The 20,480-nt window shown below is 73.5% G+C and carries 19 protein-coding genes; 7 read left to right on the forward strand and 12 right to left on the reverse strand.

Annotated elements, in window-relative coordinates:
• Positions 1–138: 138 nt before the first annotated feature.
• The 3 genes from AB0881_RS15350 (at position 139) to AB0881_RS15360 (ending at position 4,489) form a co-directional block, all read left to right on the forward strand.
• Positions 139–1,416, forward strand: a complete 1,278-nt coding sequence (locus AB0881_RS15350) for an SAM-dependent methyltransferase (protein ID WP_366617473.1) — start codon at positions 139–141, stop codon at positions 1,414–1,416.
• A gap of 408 nt (positions 1,417–1,824) precedes the next feature.
• Positions 1,825–3,378 carry a hypothetical protein gene (locus tag AB0881_RS15355; protein WP_366617475.1) on the forward strand — a complete coding sequence of 518 codons (1,554 nt, stop codon included), beginning with the start codon at positions 1,825–1,827 and terminating at the stop codon, positions 3,376–3,378.
• A gap of 163 nt (positions 3,379–3,541) precedes the next feature.
• Entirely contained in the window at positions 3,542–4,489 is a 948-nt protein-coding gene (locus tag AB0881_RS15360; protein ID WP_366617476.1) for an aminoglycoside phosphotransferase family protein, read from the forward strand.
• A gap of 17 nt (positions 4,490–4,506) precedes the next feature.
• Here AB0881_RS15360 and tsaD read toward each other — a convergent pair whose 3' ends face one another.
• The 9 genes from tsaD to AB0881_RS15405 form a co-directional block, all read right to left on the reverse strand.
• The gene (gene tsaD, locus AB0881_RS15365) at positions 4,507–5,544 is read right to left on the reverse strand and encodes a tRNA (adenosine(37)-N6)-threonylcarbamoyltransferase complex transferase subunit TsaD (protein WP_366617478.1); all 1,038 of its coding nucleotides are present in this window, start codon (positions 5,542–5,544) and stop codon (positions 4,507–4,509) included.
• Positions 5,541–6,047 carry a ribosomal protein S18-alanine N-acetyltransferase gene (gene rimI / locus AB0881_RS15370; protein ID WP_366617480.1) on the reverse strand — a complete coding sequence of 169 codons (507 nt, stop codon included), beginning with the start codon at positions 6,045–6,047 and terminating at the stop codon, positions 5,541–5,543. Before rimI ends, tsaD begins: the two co-directional genes overlap by 4 nt.
• Positions 6,044–6,721: a tRNA (adenosine(37)-N6)-threonylcarbamoyltransferase complex dimerization subunit type 1 TsaB gene (gene tsaB, locus AB0881_RS15375; RefSeq protein ID WP_366617482.1), complete on the reverse strand. Its 678-nt coding sequence runs from the start codon at positions 6,719–6,721 to the stop codon at positions 6,044–6,046. Before tsaB ends, rimI begins: the two co-directional genes overlap by 4 nt.
• A gap of 61 nt (positions 6,722–6,782) precedes the next feature.
• Positions 6,783–8,267: a hypothetical protein gene (locus tag AB0881_RS15380; RefSeq protein ID WP_366617484.1), complete on the reverse strand. Its 1,485-nt coding sequence runs from the start codon at positions 8,265–8,267 to the stop codon at positions 6,783–6,785.
• A 264-nt stretch (positions 8,268–8,531) separates the two neighbouring features.
• On the reverse strand, positions 8,532–8,999 hold the full coding sequence (tsaE, locus tag AB0881_RS15385) for a tRNA (adenosine(37)-N6)-threonylcarbamoyltransferase complex ATPase subunit type 1 TsaE (RefSeq protein ID WP_366617485.1): 468 nt from the start codon (positions 8,997–8,999) through the stop codon (positions 8,532–8,534).
• 125 nt (positions 9,000–9,124) lie between these two features.
• Positions 9,125–10,255 carry an alpha/beta hydrolase gene (locus AB0881_RS15390; protein ID WP_366617487.1) on the reverse strand — a complete coding sequence of 377 codons (1,131 nt, stop codon included), beginning with the start codon at positions 10,253–10,255 and terminating at the stop codon, positions 9,125–9,127.
• The gene (alr, locus tag AB0881_RS15395) at positions 10,248–11,381 is read right to left on the reverse strand and encodes an alanine racemase (protein WP_366617489.1); all 1,134 of its coding nucleotides are present in this window, start codon (positions 11,379–11,381) and stop codon (positions 10,248–10,250) included. The genes AB0881_RS15390 and alr overlap by 8 nt, the downstream gene beginning before the upstream one ends.
• Positions 11,382–11,523: 142 nt before the next feature.
• A complete protein-coding gene (locus AB0881_RS15400; RefSeq protein ID WP_366617491.1) occupies positions 11,524–12,996 on the reverse strand; it encodes an NAD(P)H-hydrate dehydratase in 1,473 nt (490 codons plus the stop codon).
• 28 nt (positions 12,997–13,024) lie between these two features.
• Positions 13,025–13,378, reverse strand: a complete 354-nt coding sequence (locus AB0881_RS15405) for a holo-ACP synthase (RefSeq protein ID WP_366617494.1) — start codon at positions 13,376–13,378, stop codon at positions 13,025–13,027.
• 169 nt (positions 13,379–13,547) lie between these two features.
• Here AB0881_RS15405 and AB0881_RS15410 point away from each other — a divergent pair, with 169 nt between their 5' ends.
• From AB0881_RS15410 to AB0881_RS15420, 3 genes are all read left to right on the forward strand, one after another.
• Positions 13,548–14,408 (forward strand): helix-turn-helix transcriptional regulator, encoded by an 861-nt coding sequence (locus AB0881_RS15410; RefSeq protein WP_366617495.1) that lies wholly within the window; start codon positions 13,548–13,550, stop codon positions 14,406–14,408.
• Positions 14,409–14,449: 41 nt separating this feature from the next.
• Positions 14,450–14,671: a DUF397 domain-containing protein gene (locus tag AB0881_RS15415; protein WP_366617497.1), complete on the forward strand. Its 222-nt coding sequence runs from the start codon at positions 14,450–14,452 to the stop codon at positions 14,669–14,671.
• A 365-nt stretch (positions 14,672–15,036) separates the two neighbouring features.
• Positions 15,037–15,252 carry a DUF397 domain-containing protein gene (locus AB0881_RS15420; protein WP_366617498.1) on the forward strand — a complete coding sequence of 72 codons (216 nt, stop codon included), beginning with the start codon at positions 15,037–15,039 and terminating at the stop codon, positions 15,250–15,252.
• 277 nt (positions 15,253–15,529) lie between these two features.
• Here the strand turns inward: AB0881_RS15420 and AB0881_RS15425 are convergent, their stop codons facing one another.
• The 3 genes from AB0881_RS15425 to glmS all read right to left on the reverse strand — a co-directional run bounded on the left by AB0881_RS15425 (position 15,530) and on the right by glmS (position 19,412).
• Positions 15,530–16,501, reverse strand: coding sequence for an ABC transporter permease subunit (locus AB0881_RS15425; RefSeq protein ID WP_366617499.1), 972 nt, complete (start codon positions 16,499–16,501; stop codon positions 15,530–15,532).
• Between the two features lie 31 nt (positions 16,502–16,532).
• On the reverse strand, positions 16,533–17,465 hold the full coding sequence (locus AB0881_RS15430) for an ABC transporter ATP-binding protein (RefSeq protein ID WP_366617500.1): 933 nt from the start codon (positions 17,463–17,465) through the stop codon (positions 16,533–16,535).
• 99 nt (positions 17,466–17,564) lie between these two features.
• Positions 17,565–19,412 (reverse strand): glutamine--fructose-6-phosphate transaminase (isomerizing), encoded by a 1,848-nt coding sequence (gene glmS / locus AB0881_RS15435; RefSeq protein WP_366617501.1) that lies wholly within the window; start codon positions 19,410–19,412, stop codon positions 17,565–17,567.
• A gap of 125 nt (positions 19,413–19,537) precedes the next feature.
• On the opposite strand from glmS, the gene coaA reads away from it, so the two are divergent.
• Complete coding sequence (gene coaA / locus AB0881_RS15440) at positions 19,538–20,479, forward strand: type I pantothenate kinase (protein WP_366617502.1); 942 nt, start codon at positions 19,538–19,540, stop codon at positions 20,477–20,479.
• Position 20,480 lies beyond the last annotated feature (1 nt).

Here is a 20,480-nt window from a genome sequence, read left to right on the forward strand (position 1 = left end):
GGTTGGCACTCTCACACTGAGAGTGCCAGTCATGGAGACTATTCCGTGACCGGTGGCCCGTCAACACGGACACGGCGCTCCGGGCGGGCGTACCGTCCGGAACGGAACCGGCCCCTGTACGGCACTAACGTCCACCCTATGGACATCCAGGCGTTCCGCGGTCTGCTCGCGCCCGAAGGCCAGGCCGTGCTGGCCGAGGCCGCCGGCTCGGACGTGTCCGAGGGCGGCCTGCTGGCCACCGCGTCCCGGCTGCGCGAGCGCCACCCCGCCGAACTCGTCTCGGCGGCGCTCACCCAGGTGCGGCTGCGCGAGCGGGCGCGCGCCAAGTTCGGCGCCGACGCCGCCCGGATGTACTTCACGCAGGCCGGGCTGGAGCAGTCCACGCGGGCGGGCGTCGCCGCGTACCGCGCCCGCCGCTTCGCCGCCCACCTGTCGCTACCCCGTGACCGCGTCCTCGAACTCGGCTGCGGGATCGGCGCCGACCTCCTCGCCCGGGCGCGCGCCGGGATCGGCGGGGAGGCCGTCGAGCTGGACCCGCTGACCGCCGAGGTCGCGCGGGCCAACGCCGCCGCGTTCGGCGCGGCCGGGCTGGTCGCCGTACGGCAGGGCGACGCGACGCTGGAGGACCCCGCCGGGTACGCGGCCGTCTTCGCGGACCCGGGACGGCGCGGCGCCCGCGGCCGCGTCTTCGATCCGCGGTCGTACGAGCCGCAGCTGGACACCGTCCTGGAGCTGGCGCGGCGCGCCCCGGCCGCCTGCGTGAAGGTCGCGCCGGGGATCCCGTACGAGGCGATCTGGACGGCGGGCCGCCCGGAGCCGGGCGACCGGGTCGAGGCCGAGTGGATCTCGGTGGACGGGGACGTCAAGGAGGCCGCGCTGTGGCTCGGCGGCCTGGCCGGCGCCGCCCCCCGGCGGGCCACGCTGATCCGCGGCGCGGGCGAGCCCGTCTCGCTGGTCCCCGATCCCGAGCTCGGCGAGCCGCCCGTCGGGGACTGGGGCCGGTACCTGTACGAGCCGGACGGCGCGGTGATCCGCGCGCACCTGGTGGCCGAGGTCGCGGACCGGGTCGGCGGCCGGCTGGCGGACCCGCGGATCGCGTACATCACCTCGGACGCGCTGGAGCCGACCCCGTTCGCCGCCGCGTACGAGATCGACGGCGTGCTGCCGTTCTCGGTGAAGCGGCTGCGGGCCGAGCTGCGGCGGCGCGGCGCCGGGGCGCTCACCGTCAAGAAGCGCGGCTCGGCGGTGGACGTGGACCGGCTGCGCCGCGATCTCGGCTTCGGCCGCCGGGGCGCGGGGTACGGCGACGGCGGCGAGGTGACGCTGGTGCTGACCCGGGTGGGCGACGACCCGGTCGCGCTGCTGACGCGCCCGGCGCCCGCCGCCGCGCCATTTCCGGACCGAAGATCTTCGTAGGCCGGAGAACGCCAAGGGCGGGCGCACGCCAGGCCACGGCAGAGCAAATCCCGAGCTATTCCCGGTAATCCGCGGGGCTGCCGAAACAACTCGTCCGAGAAACGAGTGATGCGGCCGGAATGGCGGGGCGGCGCCGGTGCCGCCGAGCGGCCCGCAAGCCCTGCCGGACAAGGCCGGACGCGCGCCAGGCCACGTCCGGGCGGGCGCCTCGTTCATCCGAATGGCGGCACATCCGGGAAATGTCGCACCGGCCCCGATCGCCCGCCTTTTTCCGGGGCCCGATAACGCGCGTCCCGGCTGGCCGCCGGTACCCGTTTTCGGCGGGCCCCGCCCCGCACTACAGTTGGCGCTTCACGATTTCACCGCCGCCCGCAATTTCGAAGGCGACGGCACAAGAGGGAGCATCGGGTGGAAACGAATCACAACTTCCTGCAGACGGGGGGTCAGCCGGTTTCGGACCGGATGCGGGAGTTGCTCGCCCGTGCGGCGCAGGACCACGTCTACGAACAGCGCTCACAGGGTCAGGTCCTCGACGAGATACGCCAGCGGCTGGAAGGCATGGAGTGGCTGCTCCGCGAGGTGCGGGAGCGGGAGCTGAACGGCCTCACCGGGCAGCTGGACGGCGTCCGGGGCCAGGTGGAGGAGCTGTTCGGCAAGCCCCCCGGCTGGGCCGAGGGGCTGGCCGAGCACATCGAGGCGGTCGGCGAGCGGGTCAAGCCGGTCGCCGAGCTGCCCGCGCTGTGGGCCGACGTGGGCGTGGTGGCCGAGAACGTCGACGAGACGCTCACGCGCATCCAGACCATGCTCGACTCCGCGCAGCACATCACCGACGCCACCGAGCAGGCGTCGCAGCGCATGGAGGACATGTCCCGTCGGCTGGACCGGCTCCAGGGCAGCATGGAGGCCTCCTCGGTCCGCTTCAACCGGCTGGACAAGTCGCTGGCGGAGCTGGGCCACCGGGCCGAGCTGCTGGACCACTCGGTCAACGGCGTCACCACCCGGGTCGACCAGTCCATCGGCGAGCTGGCCGAGCGGTTCGAGCAGGGCCTGGACGCGGTCAACGGCCGGGTCGAGGGCGTCGGCGGGCGGCTGGACGGCCTGGACGGCCGGCTGGAGGGCCTGTCGGGCAAGCTGTCCGGGCTGGACGGCCGGCTGGAGGCCGTCGACGACCGGATCGCGCGGCTGCCGGCCGTGCTGGAGGTCGGGCAGCTGCACAAGATGCTGGCCGAGCTGGTCGACCGGCCGGTGTTCGACCAGGGGCACCGCTTCGACGCGCTGGAGAAGCGGCTGGCCGACGCGGTCGACCCGCTGATCGACGAGCTGCGGGCGCGGCCGGACCGGCGCGAGATCGAGACGACGATGGAGCGGGTGACCCGGACCGCCTACAGCGACGTGGCCGAGCGCATGGACGAGCGCATGGACGAGTTCTCCCGCCGTTTCGAGGACGTGCACGACGGCGTGCGCAAGCGGATCGAGGGCATCCACGAGGAGGTCGCCCGCAAGGTGGACGGGGCACTGGGGGAGTTCACCGCGCAGGTCGACCTGGTCTCCCGCCGGGTCGAGTCGGTGCACGGCGACGTCAGCAAGCAGGTCGACGGCGTGCACGACGACGTCAGCAAGCGGATCGACGAGATCCGCACGGGGGTGGCCGAGCAGGTCGGCGGGCTGCACGACGACGTCAGGCGGCGGGTCGGCGACGTCCAGGAGGAGTTCGCGCGGCGGGTGGACGGGATGCGGGACGAGGTGGGCCGGCGGGCCGAGGCCGTGCAGGCGGAGGTCGGAAAGCGGTTCGACGGGGTGCAGGAGGAGGTCGGCAAGAAGGTCGACTCCGTGCACGACCACGTCACCAAGCAGGTCAATTCGGTCCACGAGGACGTGCTCAAGCGGCTGTCCACATTGGAGGAGACCATGCTGGCCCTGGCGGAGGCGCTGCTGCGTCCCCGGCGCGACGGCAAGGAGTGAACCGTTGGGGGCGCCATTAGGCGGCGCCCCCAACGGTCCGGAAATATGTCCGGCAATCCGGGGAAGCGCCCGAAATCATGATCCAAAGCCATGTCGATGACGTGCACTTTGTTACGTTCCGTCTTCGCAAAATCACTGCCAATACCCATCGGAATCCGTTTTCATGGATCTCGTGACCCAAGCATCGGCTCCCTGCGCGCCGCCCGGCGCCCCGCCCAGCCGGACCACCCTGCGGTGGGTGGAGGAGTGCCTCGGCCGGGGCGCCGAGGTGCGGATGGTCCGCCCCCTCGCCGGCGGCGCCGCGCACGCCAACCACGCGCTGCTGGTCGAGAGCCCCTCGGGCAGCGCCCACCGCCTCGTCCTGCGCCGCTGGACGCCCCGCGCCCGCACGGCCGGGCCGCCCGTCCCGCGCGGCACCGACGCCGACTTCTCCCCCGAGCGCGAGATCGCGGCGCTGGCCCTGCTCGCCGGCTGCGAGGTCCCGACCCCGTCGCTGGTCGCCGCCGACCCCGCCGGCGCCTACTGCGACGCGCCCGCGCTGCTCATCACCCGGCTGAAGGGGCACCCGCCCAGGCCGGCCCCCGACGACCTGCCCGAGTACCTCATCCAGCTCGCCGCCGCGCTGCTGGCGGTGCACGCGCGCGGCGGCGCGTCGACGATGCCGCCGTACGTCCCGTACAACCGGCTCGACCAGCGCCGGGCACCCCGGCACGCGCTGCGCCCCGGGTTGTGGGAGCGCGCGTTCGAGGTCGCGGCGGGCCGCTCGCCCGAGGCGGCCCACCGGTTCATCCACCGCGACTACCACCCCGACAACACGCTGTGGTCGTACGGCAGGCTGACCGGCATCGTCGACTGGTCCGACGCCTCGTACGGCCCGGTCGCCGTCGACATCGCGCACATGCGCCTCAATCTCGCGCTGCGCTACGGCCCACCGGCCGCCGAACGCTTCGTCGCCGCGTTCGACCAGGTCTCGGGCGGCTACCGGCACGACCCGTACTGGGACGTCCGCTGCCTCCTCGACCTGCTCCCGGAGGACGACGGCAGCGTCCTGGACGAGGCCACGATGCCCCTGATCGAGGACTACCTCGCCCGGCTCCTCGCCGCAGTGTGACCGCTACAGCGTGACCACTACAGCGTGATCGAGCCGATCGGCAGGCTGGAGTCCGCCGGGAGGGCCAGTTCCGAGGCGGGCAGGCCCGCGCCGACCAGCTCGGCGCCCAGGGCGGCCACCATCGCGCCGTTGTCGGTGCACAGCTTCGGGCGCGGCACCCGCAGCCGCACCCCGGCGGCGTCGCAGCGCTCCTGAGCCAGCGCGCGCAGCCGCGAGTTGGCCGCCACACCGCCGCCGATCAGCAGGTCCTTCACCCCGTTGTCCTTGCAGACCTGGAGGGCCTTGTGGGTCAACACGTCCACGACCGCCTCCTGGAACGACGCGGCGACGTCGTTCACCGGGACGGGCTCCCCCGCGCGCTCCTTGGCCTCGACCCAGCGCGCCACGGCCGTCTTGAGGCCGGAGAACGAGAAGTCGTAGGTGCCGTCGTTGTACTTCCCGCGCGGGAACGCGATGGCCGCCGGATCGCCCTCGCGGGCCCGGCGGTCGATGACGGGGCCGCCGGGGAAGCCGAGGTCGAGCACCCGGGCGACCTTGTCGAACGCCTCCCCCGCCGCGTCGTCCACGGTCGAGCCCAGCGACCGCACGTCGCTCGCGATGTCGGGGACGAGCAGCAGCGACGAATGCCCGCCCGAGACGAGCATCGCGACGCACGGCTTCGGCAGGGCGCCGTGTTCGAGCTGGTCGACGGCCACGTGCGCGGCCAGGTGGTTGACGCCGTACAGCGGCTTGCCGAGCGACAGCGCGTACGCCTTCGCCGCCGCGACCCCGACCATGAGCGCGCCCGGCAGCCCGGGACCCGCGGTCACCGCGAACGCGTCCACGTCCTCGAACGCCACCCCGGCGTCGGCCAGCGCCCGCTCCACGGTCGGCGTCATCGCCTCCAGGTGCGCCCGCGAGGCCACCTCCGGCACCACGCCGCCGAACCGGGCGTGCTGGTCCACGCTGGACGCGATCGCGTCGGCCAGCAGCGTGTGCCCGCGGACGATCCCCACGCCGGTCTCGTCGCAGGACGTCTCGATCCCCAGCACCAGGGGCTCGGAATCACGGATCACGGTGTCTGTCCCTCCCGGGAGAAGCCGATGGGCCGGGCGGTGGCGAGCACGCGGCGCATCACGATCGCGTCGACGCCCGACGGCTGGTAGTAGCGCTTGCGCAGGCCGACCCGCTGGAAACCGAACCGCTCGTACAGCAGCCGGGCCCGGTCGTTGTCGGCGCGCACCTCCAGGAAGACCGCCTCGCTGCCGCGGCGCGCCGCCTCGTCCAGCAGCTCGGTGAGCAGCGCCGCGCCGATCCCGGACCCCTGCCGGCCGGGCAGCACCCCGATGGTCTGCACGTCGGCCTGCCCGCCCGCGGCGGCCAGGCCCGCGTAGCCGACGAGCTCGCCGCCGGCCTCCTGCGCCACCACGTAGTGGCGGGTGCGCGGCTGGTCGGCCAGCTCGGCCCGGAGCATCTCCTCGGACCAGGAGTCCTCGGGGAAGAGCACCTCCTCCAGCCGCAGCACGCCCGGCAGGTCGGCCTCGCTCATCGTCCGCAGCGTGACGTCGCCCGTGCTCACCGGGGCGTCACCTTCTTGCGGGGGCCGGGCTCCTTCGCGTCCGGGCGGCGCATGTAGAGCGGCTCGGGCGGCAGCAGCTCGGGGCCGGGGCCGCCGGACAGCCGGGCCACCACCAGCTCGGCCAGCGCGTCCGCGGTGGGCAGCAGCGGCGCCGGGTCCCGCCCCGGGGCACCGAGGACGTCGGAGTACAGCGCCGCGCCCTCGCCGATCACCGGCAGCCCGGCCGCGGCCGCGTCGGCGGGCGGGCCGACGTACGGGCCGCCGGAACGCGCGCCGGCGGACTCGTACCGGGCCCAGTACACCTCCTTGCGGCGCGCGTCGGTCGCGACGGCGAACGGCGCGTCGCGGCCGGACGACCAGGCGATGACGTCCAGCGTGCAGACGCCGTGGACCGGCACCCGCAGCGCCTCGCCCATCGACCGCGCCGTGACCAGGCCGACGCGCAGCCCGGTGTACGGGCCGGGCCCGACGCCGACGGCGATCGCGCTCAGGTCGCCGGGGGCGGCGCCCGCCTCGGCCATCACCGCGGCGATGGACGGCGTGAGCAGCTCGGTGTGCCGGCGCCGGTCGACGGTCTCCGCCGCGCCGCGGCGCCGGACGCCCTCGCCCGGGGACCACTCGTACAGCGCCACGGTGACCGCGGCGGTCGCGGTGTCAAAAGCCAAGACCAGCACGGGTTGAAAGCGTACTGCAGGAGCGGCGCGGGCACTCCCGCGTCGGCCCGGTCCCGGGAGGTCAGCCCTGGTTCAGGCGCTCCGCGACGCTCCTGGCGGCCTCGGTCGCGCCGTCCATCGCGGCGGACGACCCGAGCGGCTTCCCGTCGTCGCCGCCCGAGTAGTGGATGGTGATCAGGACGTTCACCATGCGGACGTTGGCGATCGCCTCGCCCGAGCCCTGGCCCTCGTCCACGCTGTAGACCACGTAGCCCTCGTCGCCGACGCCGTCGAGGGACTCCTTGTCGGTCAGCTCCTGGCCGGCCAGCAGCGCCTGCCCCGACTCGTCGGCCTTGCGCTCGCTGCCGAACCGCTCCTTGGCGACGTCCGTCGGCGGGCGGCTCTGCGCGCCCTCGATCGCCCGCAGCTCCACCGTCAGCTGGCGCTTGTTCTCGCCGGTGTAGGCGCCCCACACGCACTGGTTCTGCCGGTCGCTGCTCTGGTAGTTGTCGGCCTGCGTACGGTCGGCGTTGGGCGCCAGCTTGTCCGCGACCTCCTTGCCGAGCAGCTCGCACGCGTCCGGGACGATCGCGCGCTCGGCCTTGTTGGTCGGCGAGCCGTTCGTGGCGCCGCTGCCGACGACCTGGCCGGCGTCCTTCTCGCCCACGCCGGCGCCGCTCAGGATCGCGAACGCCGCCAGCACGCAGGCGCCGACCCCGGCCGCCACGCCCGCCAGCACGAGCGTGAAGCGCCGCGCCGGCTTGGGCTCGCGCACGACCCGGTGGCTGCCCGTACCGGACCTGTAGCCGCCGCTGCCGGACGAGCGGCGCGGCGGCGGCTGCTGGGAGGCGCGGCCGTACTGGCCGCCGCGCGACCCGTACTCGCCGCTGCCGGACTCGTATTCGCCGCTGCCCGTCCCGTGTTCGCCGCTCTGGACGCTCGCCCGGCCCGGGATGCCGTAGCCGCCGGTCTGGCCGCTCCCGCCGCCGCTCCTGGGAGGGATCCCGTATCCGCCGGTGCCGGTGCTCGAACGACCGCCGAGGGCGCCGTACCCGCCGGACTCGGCGCTCCCGCCGCCGCTCATGGTGCCGTACCCGCCGCGCGTGCCGTACCCGCCGCCAGGGCTGCTGGTGCTGCCGGGGGAGGCGTAGCCGCCGCTGGCCGAGGTCCCGTACCCGCCGGTGTCACGGCCCGCGCCGTACTCGCCGCTCCGCGCCCCGGCGGCCCCCGGAAGCCCGTACCCGCCGCTCTGCGTCCCCGCGCCGCCCGCAGAGCCGTAGCCGCCGCTCTGGGAGGCCGCGCCGCCCGTGGAACCGTAGCCGCCGCTCTCGCGCGGAAGCCCGTAGCCGCCGCTCTGCGCAGGCGCGCCGCCCGCGGTGCCGTAGCCGCCGCTCTCGGAGGGGAGGCCGTAGCCCCCGGTGCCGGACGAGGGGGACGGGGATCCGTACGCGGTGCTTTGGCCCTCGGGGATGCCGTACTCGTCGCTGCCCGCGGCGTAGCCGCTGTCCACGCCGTACTGGCCGGTGGGGCCGTACTCGGCGGGCTGGACGGGGTAGGCGCCGCTCACGGTGCGGTACTCGCCGCTGCGCGGGTCGTACGCTGCGCCACTGTCCGGTACGCGACCGTAACCACCGCCGGTCGAGCCCGCGCCGTCCGCGGCGTCGTATCCGTCGGAGCGATGACTCCCACTGCGCTGGTTACCACTCACCGGAACCCACTCCCGAGGGAAAGCTGATATGTCGCGAAGGTGAGGTTCGTTCCGGCAAAGAGTATGACATCCAGCCGTAAAGTGGTCCTTCCCGCCTGCGGAAAAACGCGAGACTTTTTCGGATCAGTCGAGATCGCGATGCAGGCCGGCCCACCGGTCGCCGACCCCGGTGATCTTTACTTTCCGGGTCTCGCCGGGGCCCTCGCCGCGCGAAATGATCACTTCCAGCCGCGCTTCGGCCAGCCCTTCCGCGAGCCCTTCGCCCCATTCCACGACGGTCACGGATTCGGCCGCTTCGGCGTCGAGATCGAGATCGTCGAGTTCCGCGAAACCGCCCAGCCGATAGGCGTCCGCGTGCACCAGCGGGGGTCCCCCGGCCAGCGCGGGATGGACCCGCGCGATGACGAACGTGGGCGAGGTGATCGGCCCCCGCACCTTCAGCCCGTCGCCGATGCCCTGCGTCAGGGTGGTCTTGCCCGCGCCCAGCTCGCCGGTCAGCACCAGCAGGTCGCCCGCGCGTAGCAGGCCGCCCAGCCGCTCGCCGAGGTCCCGCATCTCCTCGGCCGTGGCCACCTCCAGGGTGACGCTCACACTCCGCTCCTCGCTCGTCTCGGGGCCGCCGTTGCGGCGGCCGTCGTCCCGTCCCGCGCGCCGCGCGGGCCCCTCCGGCCACATCCGGCCGCGCGGCCGGGCATGTCGCCGGGCCGGACGCCGCCTCAGGCCGAACGCTCCTCGCGCTCCTGGTGCTCCTCGTGCTCCTCGTGTTCCGCGCGCCCCTCGCCGACGCGGTCGAGCAGCCGGCGCACGCCGCCGGTGACCACGCCGGGGTATTCGAGCGGGAGGACGTGACCGGCCTCGCCGACCTCGACGTACTCGGCGCCGGGCAGCGCGTCGGCGATGCTCCGGCCGTGCTCGGCGGGGGTGAGGCGGTCCTCGCCGCCGGCCATGACCACGGCCGGGACGCGGCCGATGGTCTCCAGGGCGGCCGCCTTGTCGTGCGCGATCAGCTCCGGGTAGAACTCGGCGATCACGTCGATCGGGGTGGCCCGGATCATCTGCTCCAGGAAGTCGACCACGGTGGGGCTCACGTACTTGTCGGCGAACGCCATCCGCTTGGTCACCACGAACGCCACATCGGCGCCCAGCCCGCGGACGCGGTCGACGATGTCGGCGCGGCGGCCGAGGCCGCGCAGCGTGCCGGGGGCGAGGGGGCGCAGCACCTTGGCCAGGACGAGCGGGAGGCCCAGCGTCATCTCGGTCAGCTTGCCGCAGGAGGTGTTGACGAGCGCGACGCCGACGACGCGGGGGGAGTCGGTGGACGCCTCGAACAGCTCGGGGTGGTTGAGCGCCAGCGCCATGATCGACATGCCGCCCATGGAGTGCCCGACCAGGACGACGGGCGCGCCGGGGCTCACGGTGGCGCGCAGCACCGCGTACAGGTCGTCGCCGGTCTGGTCGATCGTCGCGCTGGTGGGGACGCTGCGGCCGGAGCGGCCGTGGCTGCGCTGGTCCCAGAACACCAGGCGCGGCCGGCCCGGCGAGTGCCGCAGGTCGCGGCGCTGGTAGTGCCAGGTGTCCTGGGTGAGCGCGTAGCCGTGGCTGAAGACGATCGTCAGCGGCGCGTCGTCCGGGCCGTCGATCTCCACGTGCAGGTCCAGCCCGTCGGAGGCCTCGACGGTCAGCGGCTTCCCGCGCAGCTCGCCGAACGGCTCGTCGGCGTCGGGGTCGGGGCGGAGCCTGACCCGCCCGACCGCCAGCCGGCGCAGCCCGACGGCGGCGCCGATCCCGGCCGCGCCGACGCCCGCCACGGCGCCGGCGATACCGACCTTCCTCCTGCCGCTAACCATCCTCGCCCCCTCCGGAGTACACCCGGGGCACCCGGGAACCGATCCGGGTGACGATCTCATACGAGATCGTCCGCAGCGCGTCCGCCCACTCCTGAGCGGTGGGCTCGCCGCGGTCGCCGGGACCGAACAGGACGATCTCGTCGCCGGCGGCGAGCGGGTCGTCCTCCAGGTCGATCACGAACTGGTCCATGCACACCCGCCCGGCGATCCGGCGCCGGCGGCCGCCCGCCAGGACCTCCAGCAGGTTGGAGCCGTGCCGGGGGACGCCGTCGCCGTACCCGGCGGGCACCACGCACAGGGTCGTCTCCCGTTCGGTGACGTAGGTGTGGCCGTACGAGACGCCGCTGCCCCCGGGCACCCGCTTGACCAGGGCGGCGCCGGCGACCAGCGTCATCGCGGGCCGCAGCCCGAACGTCCCCTCCCCCGGCACCGGGGACAGGCCGTACGTGGCGATCCCGGGACGGACCAGGTCGAAGTGCGCGTCGGGCAGCGTGAGCGTGGCGGCGGAGTTGGCCAGGTGCCGGACCTCGGGCCGGGCACCCGCCTTCTCCGCGTACTCGATCATGTCCTTGAAGACCGCGAGCTGGTTCGCCACCGAGGGGTGGCCGGGCTCGTCGGCGCACGCGAAGTGCGACATCAGCCCGACGACCTCGACGTGCCCGGCGGCCTCGGCGGCGAGCGCCGCCTGCACCAGCGGCGGCCACTCCGCCCCCCAGGCGCCGCCGCGGGACATGCCGGTGTCGGCCTTGAGGTGGATCCGCGCGGGCCGGCCGGCCCGCTCCGCGGCGGCGGCGATCTCCTCGACCAGCCAGGGCGCGCCCGCGGTCAGGTCGATCCCGGCGGTGACCGCCTGGTCGTACGGTTCGCCCGGGACGCCGAGGCAGACCAGGATCGGCACGCCGGCCACCCCGGCGCGGCGCAGCTCCAGGGCCTCGGCGAGCTTGGCGACGCCGAGCCACGTCGCGCCGCCGGCCAGCGCCGCGCGCGCGGCGGGCAACAGCCCGTGGCCGTACGCCTCGGCCTTCACCATGGCCATGACCGCGGCCCCCGCGGCGCGCTCCCGCAGCAGCGCGATGTTGCCGCCGATCGCGTCGAGATCGACGCGTGCCTCTGCTGGACTCCTCATGGTCACCCAGTGTGCCGCCCCCGAGGGCATGAACGTGCCTGCTCACGCGCCTTGCGGCCACTTCCCCGTCAACCGGTGAGCACCCGCGGTGCCCTCTACCCGATTTGGACGTATTCGTCCGCCGTGTGGTTCACCCCGGCGCTCACCAGACGGCGCGGAACGCCTCCGGAAGCGCCTCGACCACGTCGTACGCGCCGATCGGTGCCTCGGCGCCGTCCCCGCCCGTCCCGGCGGCGGCGAGGCGGCCCGCCAGCCCGTGCAGGTACGCGCCGGAGGCGGCGGCGTCCAGCGCGGACATCCCGCCCGCCAGCAGCGCGCCGATCAGCCCCGACAGCACGTCGCCGGTGCCGGCCGTGGCGAGCCGGGGCGTGCCGGTCGGATTGACCCGCACGGGCCGGTCCTCCTCCGCGACCAGCGTGGTGGAGCCCTTGAGCAGCACGGTCACCGGGAGCTCGGCGGCGGCGCGGCGGACGTGCTCCAGCCGGCGCGCCTCGATCGCCTCCCGGTCGGCGCCGATCAGCCGGGACAGCTCGCCCGCGTGCGGGGTCAGCACGGTCGGCGCCGGCCGGCGCAGCAGGTCGCGGCGGCGCGCCACGACGGTCAGCCCGTCGGCGTCCACCAGCACCGGCAGGTCGGTGCCCAGGGCGGCCTCGACGAGGACCTCGGCGTCCTTGCCGGTGCCGAGCCCCGGGCCCACCACCCACGCCTGGACGCGGCCGACGCGGTCGAGCGCGTCCGGCCGGGACTCGATCACGGTGGTGACGGCCTCGGGGAAGCGCTGCCGGACGAGTTCGACCGGATGCCGCACCGAGGCGAACCGCACCATGCCCGCGCCGCCGCGCACCGCGCCGCCCGCGCAGAGGACGGCCGCACCGGTGAACGCGTCGCCGCCCGCGAGGATCCCCACCACGCCGCGCCGGTACTTGTCGGACTCGGGTCCCGGCTCCGGCGGCTGCACGTCCTCGGGCCAGGCCGCGACGACGTCGGGGTCGGGCAGGTCGGGGCCGAGCCCGATGTCGACCAGTTCCACGACGCCGCAGCAGGCCGCGCCCGGATCGATCAGCAGGCCGGGCTTGTGCGTGCCGAACGTCACGGTGACGTCCGCGCGCACGGCGGGGCCCTCGACGCGCCCCGTTCCGGCGTCCACGCCGCTCGGGACGTCGCAGGCGACCACGATGCCGGTGGAACCGGTGGCCTGCCGGGCCAGGGTCGCGTGCGGCTCGCGCAGCCGGCCGGTGCCGCCGATGCCGGTGAGCCCGTCGATGATCAGGTCGGCGGTCCGGATCGGCCCCTCGGCCTCGCCCGCGGGGAGCACCCGGCCGCCCGCCGCGCGCAGCGCGGCCAGCCCGCCCTCGTGGACGCGCGTCCCCGCCGGGACGGCGCGGACGCGGGCGCCTCGCCGGGCCAGCCGGGCGCCGGCGTACAGGGCGTCCCCGCCGTTGTCCCCGCCGCCGACGAGCAGGATCACGTCGGCGCCGTACACGCTCTCCAGGAGCCGGGCGCAGACGGCGGCGAGCCCGGCGGCGGCGCGCTGCATCAGCGCGCCGTCCGGGAGCCGGGCCATCAGGGCCTGCTCCGCGGCGCGGACCTTGCCGACCTCGTGCGCGTACCTCATGCCCTACCCCTCCCCGGACCCCAGTAGATCAGTCCGACTCGGCGATCACCACCGCCGTGGCGATGCCGCCGTCATGGCTGAGCGAGACGTGCCAGCGGGCCACCCCGCGCGCGCCCGCCGCCGCGGCGACCGTGCCCGCGACGTGCAGGCTGGGGCGGCCGTCGTCCGCCCGCCGGATCTCGGCGTCGGTCCACAGCAGCCCGCGCGGCGCGCCGAGCGCCTTGGCCAGCGCCTCCTTGGCGGCGAACCGGGCGGCCAGCGACCGGCCGGCCATCCCCCGCTCGGCCTCGGTGAACAGCCGCGCCCGCAGCCCGGGAGTGCGCTCCAGCGAACGCTCGAACCGGGCGATGTCCACGACGTCGATGCCCACACCCACGATCACCCGTCCAGGGTGCCACGACCGCCCCCGAGCACCGTGCCGCGGCCTGTTCCAGGGGCTCTGCCGCGGCCCGAGTGCGGCAGGTTGCCGTGCAAGTTACAGTTTCAATCACCGCGGTTTTCCCGCACGCCGTTCCTTCGATTGATTCGCCCGGGCAGGAGAGGCCGCCGCGATGAGCGCATCCCCACGTCCTTCCGTACGGCAGCGCAGACTCGCCGCCGAACTGCGCCGGATGCGCGAGCAGCTCACCTTCACCGGCGACGACGTCGCCGACCGGCTCCGCTGGTCCACCGCCAAGGTCAGCCGGCTGGAGAACGCGCGTACCGGGGCCAAGATCGCCGACGTCCGGCTGCTGCTCGACCTGTACGGGGTCGACGGCGAGCGCCGCGAGGAGATCCTCGCCCTGGCCCGGGACGCCGCCGAGCGCGGCTGGTGGGAGGACTACCGCGATCTGCCGGGCCCGTACGCGGAGTTCATCGGAATGGAGGCCGAGGCCCAGGCCGTCACGGAATGGGACAGCATGGTGGTTCCGGGCCTGCTGCAGACGGAGCGGTACGCCCGCCAGGTGATCGAGGGCTGGAACGCCATCGCGACGCTGACGCCCGCGGAACTGGAGCGGCGGGTCGAGGTCCGGATGCGCCGCCAGGAACTGCTCGCCCCGCCGCGCCGGCTGGAACTCTCGGTGGTGATGGACGAGGCGGTGCTGTTCCGCCGGGTGGGCGACCGGGACATCATGCGCGAGCAACTGGACCACCTGCACCGCGTGACCGAACTTCCCAACGTGAAACTCAGAATCCTACCGCTCGATACACCGCACGAGGTCATCGCGGAATCATTCATTCTTTTGGAGTTTCCGCCTGCGTACGACACTCTCTTCCCTGATATTGTGCACACCGAAAGCCTGACTATCAGTCACTTCGTGGACGAGGCCGTGACCTACATGTACCGCCTCGCTTACGACACTCTCGCCGCGCGGGCACTATCCCATACCGAGTCGCGGCAGCGGATTCACCAAGCCAGGAACAACTGGTAAGAATCTTCATCGGTGTCACTCATCTTCAGGAAAGGTGTTAAGTGTCCCATATTTCCACTTCTATCCCGTCGTGGCGCCGAAGCCGGCACTGTGGTGCCAGCAACACCTGCGTGGAAGTGGCCCTCTTCGACGGCTCGGACCTGCCGATCGCGGCGCGTGACGCCAAGAACGGCCCCGAGGGGCCAACTCTGAGATTCTCACGAAGCGCATGGGGCGCCTTCGTCCAGCAAGCGAGAGAGGGCGCTTTCGACCTTCCCGGTTGATCGATCCCTCTCCGGCTGACGCAGAACCGCGAACCGAGTCTTGGCGCTCGTCGGGCTCGGTTCGCCTGCACGACCCTCCGCCACCCCCCTCACCCCGCCGCCATACCGGCCCATACCGGCCCGCACTGGCCCGCCCGCACCGGCTCGCACCGGCCTGCACCGGCCTGCACCGGCGCGCGCCACACCAGCCGTGCCGCGCCCGCCCCGCCTCCCCCGGCCGTCCCGGCGGGCCCCGCGAACCACGCGATCCCGGCGTTCTCCACCACTCTTCCCTTGACTGGGACATTTGCTACCTTATTCGGCGGAGCTTCACGGTGTGATTTGGAAAGGACACCGGCAACCCCGCCGAACGGGAGGTGAGCGGGTTGGAGACGCACGCACATTACTTCCGCTGGAAAAAGAGCAGCGCATGCGGCCCCAGCGCGGCATGCATCGAAGTGGCACGCCTCTCCCGGCATGCCGTCGGTGTGCGGGACAGCCGCCGGACGGAGCCGTCCGCGCCGGTCCTGAACGTCGCCGTCGCCGACTGGGCCCGCTTCGTGGCCCTGATCAAAAATGGAGACATGGATCGCCCCCGCTGATACAAAAATGTCACCGCGGATACGATGGACACGCAAGCGGGTTCGCTTGACCAAAACGCGGCGCCGGGCCCGGCGTCGCGGCCCGCGAACTATCCCCACCGGCCGTTCGCACTAACGCAGCCGATATGTTCCCCAACCGGCCGGCGACTCTCCTGTTTTTCCCTTCGACTTCTGCACGTTTCGCTGAGAATTGCAGAAGGGCCCGCGCCGCGGCGGCGCGGGCCCTTCCGAGCCTCTCTGAGCCTCGGCGGGCGGGCGGCCCGGACGCGGGCCCCGGTCAGGCGATGCGCGTCCCCGGGGCGACCGCGCGCACCGGCGTCCGCAGGCGGCGCGAGGCCGTCCAGAGCGCCCCGCCGGCCATCCCCAACCCGGCCACCAGCCCGTACGGCCACACCGGCCCGGCCCGGTCCTCGTCGGACGAGGCGGACCGGATCTCCCGGACCTGCTCCTGCGTGTCGCCGAGCGGGTCGAACGGCTCGGGCACGTAGTGGTCGTCGCCGTACCCGGTGCCCGTCTCCCGGGGTTCCGGAGGCGGCTGCCGGGGCGCCGCGTCGGCCAGGATCACCACCGGGTTGGGCGCCAGCAGCCACCAGACCCGCTCCGGATGGGTACGGGAGAAGCTCAGGTGCTCGGTCCTCACCTGCGTCTTGGTCAGCGGCAGCGCCATCGCGAACACCAGCGGCGTGCCGACCAGCAGCCCGAACACCGTGAGGTACGACAGCAGCACGGAGGTGATGCTGCGCGCCACCGCGGCCGACCAGCCGAGCGACACGGCGCACACGATCCCGATCAGCAGCCCCGTCACGGTGATCGTGACGACCGCGCGGCCCACCCCGATCTCCCCCTCCAAGACCGGGACGAGCGCGCACGGCAGCGTGAGCAGCAGCACCAGCAGGCCGGTCCCCCAGGCCGCGGCGAGCTTGCCCAGCACGATGTCGCCGGGGGCGAGCCGGGTGATCTGCAGCGCGGCGAGGGTGCCGCGCTCCCGCTCGCCGTTGATCGACTGGGCGCCGAGCGCGGGCGCCACCAGCAGGGTGAGGACGAGCACGCCCAGCAGCACCCCGCCGAACATGGGGACCGCGTTGCCGGCGGAGCCCCCGCCGTTCTCGCTCTCCAGGGCGATCCGGAACAGCAGGCCGAGGCCGTTCACGACGGCGAACCAGATCCCCAGCAGCAGCCTCCAGCGGCCGGTGCGCAGCCGGGTCCGGATCTCCTGCCTGGCCACCAGGCCGATTCCGTACAGGGTCATCGCCCACCTCCGTCATCGCACCCGTGCGCGTTCACCGGCGGTTCTCCGTCATCGCCATGTAGACCGACTCCAGCGCGCCGCCCACGGGCCCGAACCCGGCCAGCCGCAGGCCGTCCGCGACGAGCCCGGTCAGCAGGTCGGCGGCCGCGGCCTCGGTCAGCGGCCCCACCTCGGCGCCGCCCGGCAGCGGGACGACCAGGCCGGCCTCGGGACGCGCGGCGAGCGCGGCGGCGAGGGTGTCCGGGTCGAGCGCGCGGATCCGCCAGCGGGTACGGGCCGCAGCGGCCAGGTCGTCCATCCGGTGCTGGCCGACCGTGCGGCCGTGGTCGACCAGCACCACCCGGTCGGCCATCTCCTCCAGCTCGCTCAGGATGTGGCTGGACACCAGCACCGCGACGCCGTCGCCGGCGAGGGTCCGCAGCAGGTCGCGCAGCTCGACGCGGGACCGCGGGTCGAGCCCGGACGCCGGCTCGTCCAGCAGCAGGACGCGCGGTCTGTGGACGAGGGCGCGCGCCACGCCCAGGCGCTGCTTCTGCCCGCGCGACAGCACGTGCACCGGCCGCCCCTGGTAGTCGTCCAGGTGGACGAGGGTCAGCAGCGCCCTGATCCGGCGGGCCTTCTCGGCGGCGGGCAGCCGGTAGGCGTCGGCGAAGAACTCCAGGTACTCGTCGACGGTCAGCCGGTCGTACACGCCGAACGTGTCGGGCATCCAGCCCAGCGCCAGCCGGGCGCCCGCGGCGTCCGTCCGCAGGTCGTGCCCGGCCACCCGGACGAGCCCGGCGTCGGGCGCGAGCAGGGTCGCGAGGATCAGCAGGAGCGTGGTCTTGCCGGCGCCGTTGGCCCCGACCAGCGCGGTCACCTGGCCGTACGGGGCGGTGAGGTCCATGCCCTGGAGGGCGTGCGCGGCGCCGAAGCGCCGGGTCACGCCCCGGACCTCGACACCGAGATCGTCATGCGACGGCAACGCGCGCCACCTCCGCGAGAGTGAGGCCGGTCACCCCTTCGACGTACGGGGGCGGCGCGCGGTTCAGGCGTTATCCGATCATTATCCCGATCGCCCCGATCATTCGACCGTGACGGACTTGGCCAGGTTGCGGGGCTGGTCGACGTCGTGGCCCTTGGCGGTGGCCAGCTCGCAGGCGAACACCTGGAGCGGGACGGTCGTCACCAGCGGCTGGAGCAGCGTCGGCACGGCGGGCACGCTGATCAGCGTGTCGGCGTACGGCTCGACCGACGCGTCCCCCTCCTCGGCGATCACGATCGTCCGGGCGCCGCGGGCGCGGATCTCCTGGATATTGGAGACGATCTTGTCGTGCAGCACGTCGCGGGCGCGCGGCGGGACGACCACCACGACCGGCAGCCCCTCCTCGATCAGCGCGATCGGGCCGTGCTTGAGCTCGCCGGCGGCGAAGCCCTCGGCGTGCATGTACGCCAGCTCCTTGAGCTTGAGCGCGCCCTCGAGCGCCACCGGGAAGCCGACGTGGCGGCCGAGGAACAGCACGCAGCGCTCGCCCGACAGCGAGCGGGCCAGCTCTCGTACCGGCTCCATGGTCTCCAGCACCTTGTCCACCTTGTCCGGCATCTGCGCCAGCAGCTGGACCATGGCGAAGACCTCGTCGCCCCACTTGGTGCCGCGGACCTGAGCCAGGTACAGCGCGATCAGGTAGACCGCGACCAGCTGGGTCAGGAACGCCTTGGTGGAGGCGACCGCGATCTCCGGGCCGGCGTGGGTGTAGAGGACGCCGTCGCACTCGCGCGGCAGGGTGGAGCCGTTGACGTTGCAGATGCCCAGCAGCTTGGCGTGCTGCTCGCGGGCGTGCCGGACCGCCATCAGCGCGTCCATCGTCTCGCCCGACTGGGAGATCGCGATCACCAGCGTGCTCTTGCTGAGGATCGGGTCCCGGTAGCGGAACTCGCTGGCCAGCTCCACCTCGCAGGGCAGCCCGGCCCAGTGCTCGATGGCGTACTTGGCGATCAGCCCGGCATGGTACGAGGTGCCGCAGGCCACGATGATGATCTTGTCGACCTCGCGCAGCTCCTGGTCGGAGATGCGCATCTCGTCCAGGCTGAGCCGGCCGTCGGAGCCGATCCGGCCGAGCAGCGTGTCGGCGACCGCCCGCGGCTGCTCGGCGATCTCCTTGAGCATGAAGTAGTCGAAGCCGCCCTTCTCGGCGGCGGAGACGTCCCAGTCGACGTGGTACGCCTTGGTCTCGGCGGGGTTCCCGGCGAAGTCGGTGACCGTCACGCCGGCCGCCCGCAGCTCGACCACCTGGTCCTGGCCCAGCTCGATCGCGTCGCGGGTGTGGGCGATGAACGCCGCCACGTCGCTGGCCAGGAAGTTCTCCCCGTCGCCGACGCCGACGACCAGCGGCGAGTTGCGGCGCGCGCCGACCACCAGGTCCGGGTCGCCGGTGTGCACCGCGACCAGCGTGAACGCGCCCTCCAGCCGGGCGCAGACGGCCCGCATGGCGTCGGCGAGCCCGCCGCCGCCCTTGCGCAGCTCGTCCTCCAGCAGGTGGGCGACGGCCTCGGTGTCGGTGTCGGAGACCAGCTTGTGCCCGGCCTCCTCCAGCTCCGAGCGGAGCTGGGCGAAGTTCTCGATGATGCCGTTGTGGATGACCGCGACGTTCCCCGAGCAGTCGGTGTGCGGGTGCGCGTTGCGGTCGTTCGGCGGGCCGTGCGTGGCCCACCGGGTGTGCCCCATGCCGAGCGTCCCCGCCGGCGGGGGCTCCTCCTCCAGGGCCTTGCGCAGGTTGACGAGCTTGCCCGCGCGCTTGGCGGTGGCCAGCGCCCCGTCCGCCAGCAGCGCCACTCCGGCCGAGTCGTAGCCGCGGTACTCCAGCCGCGCCAGGCCCTCGACCACGACGTCCAGCGCCGGCTTCGAACCGACGTACCCCACGATTCCGCACATGGGCGCAAGCCTATTCGCTCCTCTCCGCGGGACCCACCAGCACATGCGCGAGCCGGGTGCCTATAGCGTGGCCAGCCGATGAAACGCCGGTGTCCTCCCGGGGCCGGTGACTACTGTTGTCGGCCATGACGAGCGGATGGGACAGCGTGCCGAGCCCTTACGTGGAACTCTCGCGGGAAGCCTGGCGCGGGCTGCGCGAGAACACCCCGCTGCCGCTGACCCCCGGCGAGCTGGACGCGCTGCGCGGGCTGCGGGACCCGATCGACATCACCGAGGTCGAGGAGGTCTACCTCCCGCTGTCGCGGCTGCTGAACCTGTTCTTCCTGGCCGACGGCGGGCTGCGGGACACCATCGGCGGCTTCCTCGGCGAGCCGGTCAAGCCGACGCCGTTCATCATCGGCGTGGCGGGCAGCGTGGCGGTCGGCAAGTCCACCACCTCCCGGCTGCTGCGCACGCTGCTGGCCCGCTGGCCCGAGCACCCCAGCGTGGAATTGGTCACCACCGACAGCTTCCTGTACCCGAACGCGGTGCTGACCGAGCGCGGGATCATGGACCGCAAGGGCTTCCCCGAGTCGTACGACCGCCGCGCGCTGGTCCGGTTCGTGTCGTCGATCAAGTCGGGCGCGGCGGAGCACTCCATACCGGTCTACTCGCACCTGGAGTACGACATCGTCCCGGGCGCGGCGCAGACCGTCCGGCGGCCCGACATCCTGATCGTCGAGGGCCTGAACGTGCTCCAGGCACCGCCGGCCGGGCAGCTCGGCGTGGCCGACTTCTTCGACTTCTCGATCTACGTGGACGCCCGGGTGGAGGACATCCGGCAGTGGTACGTGGACCGGCTGTTCGCGCTGCGGCGCACCGCGTTCACCGATCCCCGCTCGTACTTCCACAAGTACGCGCACGAGCTGGACGAGGACGAGACCGCCGCGTTCGCGCAGCGGGTGTGGCGGGACGTCAACGAGATCAACCTGGTCTCCAACATCCTGCCGACCCGCGCCCGGGCCACGCTGGTGCTGCACAAGGGCCGCGACCACAGCATCCAGCGCGTCCGCCTCCGCCGCATCTGAT

It is taken from the genome of Spirillospora sp. NPDC029432 (genome assembly GCF_040703975.1).
Taxonomy (GTDB): Bacteria; Actinomycetota; Actinomycetes; order Streptosporangiales; family Streptosporangiaceae; genus Spirillospora.